Annotated in this window: 1 rRNA gene; it reads right to left on the reverse strand. The window is 48.7% G+C overall.

Annotated elements, in window-relative coordinates:
* Positions 1-72: 72 nt before the first annotated feature.
* A 16S ribosomal RNA gene (locus FFM64_RS12300) occupies positions 73-1,638 on the reverse strand.
* Between the last annotated feature and the right edge of the window lie 158 nt (positions 1,639-1,796).

Raw genomic sequence — 1,796 nt, forward strand, 5'->3', positions numbered from 1 at the left:
TTGAGAGTTAGACCTCTCAAAACTAAACAAAGTTTCAACAATCATGTGTAAGGTTTCCGTAATATTCCTTAGAAAGGAGGTGATCCAGCCGCAGGTTCTCCTACGGCTACCTTGTTACGACTTCACCCTAATCATCTGTCCCACCTTAGGCGGTTGGCTCCCGAAGGTTACCCCACCGACTTTGGGTGTTACAAACTCTCATGGTGTGACGGGCGGTGTGTACAAGGCCCGGGAACGTATTCACCGCGGCATGCTGATCCGCGATTACTAGCGATTCCGACTTCATGTAGGCGAGTTGCAGCCTACAATCCGAACTGAGAATGGCTTTAAGAGATTAGCTTGCTCTCGCGAGTTCGCAACTCGTTGTACCATCCATTGTAGCACGTGTGTAGCCCAGGTCATAAGGGGCATGATGATTTGACGTCATCCCCACCTTCCTCCGGTTTGTCACCGGCAGTCTCACCAGAGTGCCCAACTTAATGCTGGCAACTGATAATAAGGGTTGCGCTCGTTGCGGGACTTAACCCAACATCTCACGACACGAGCTGACGACAACCATGCACCACCTGTATCCATGTCCCCGAAGGGAACGTCTAATCTCTTAGATTTGCATAGTATGTCAAGACCTGGTAAGGTTCTTCGCGTAGCTTCGAATTAAACCACATGCTCCACCGCTTGTGCGGGCCCCCGTCAATTCCTTTGAGTTTCAGCCTTGCGGCCGTACTCCCCAGGCGGAATGCTTAATGCGTTAGCTGCAGCACTGAAGGGCGGAAACCCTCCAACACTTAGCATTCATCGTTTACGGTATGGACTACCAGGGTATCTAATCCTGTTTGCTACCCATACTTTCGAGCCTCAGCGTCAGTTACAGACCAGACAGCCGCCTTCGCCACTGGTGTTCTTCCATATATCTACGCATTTCACCGCTACACATGGAGTTCCACTGTCCTCTTCTGCACTCAAGTTTTCCAGTTTCCGATGCACTTCTTCGGTTAAGCCGAAGGCTTTCACATCAGACTTAAAAAACCGCCTGCGCTCGCTTTACGCCCAATAAATCCGGACAACGCTTGCCACCTACGTATTACCGCGGCTGCTGGCACGTAGTTAGCCGTGGCTTTCTGGTTAAATACCGTCAATACCTGAACAGTTACTCTCAGATATGTTCTTCTTTAACAACAGAGTTTTACGAGCCGAAACCCTTCTTCACTCACGCGGCGTTGCTCCATCAGACTTTCGTCCATTGTGGAAGATTCCCTACTGCTGCCTCCCGTAGGAGTTTGGGCCGTGTCTCAGTCCCAATGTGGCCGATTACCCTCTCAGGTCGGCTACGTATCATTGCCATGGTGAGCCGTTACCCCACCATCTAGCTAATACGCCGCGGGACCATCCAAAAGTGATAGCCGAAGCCATCTTTCAAACTCAGACCATGCGGTCCGAGTTGTTATGCGGTATTAGCATCTGTTTCCAGGTGTTATCCCCCACTTCTGGGCAGGTTTCCCACGTGTTACTCACCAGTTCGCCACTCACTCAAATGTAAATCTTGATGCAAGCACCAATCATTACCAGAGTTCGTTCGACTTGCATGTATTAGGCACGCCGCCAGCGTTCGTCCTGAGCCAGGATCAAACTCTCAAATTAATGATGAGTTCTAAAAAAGCTCATTTAAAAAGTTGGTTCAAATTTATTAATTGTTTTCACGAATTGACTTCGCAAATGTTTTGCTAACAATCTCGAAGATTGCTAGACCCTACACATTTGATTTGTCGAAACTTTGTTCAGTTTTCAAAGGTCTAATT

It is taken from the genome of Lactiplantibacillus daoliensis (assembly GCF_005405005.1).
GTDB classification, from domain to species: Bacteria; Bacillota; Bacilli; order Lactobacillales; family Lactobacillaceae; genus Lactiplantibacillus; species Lactiplantibacillus daoliensis.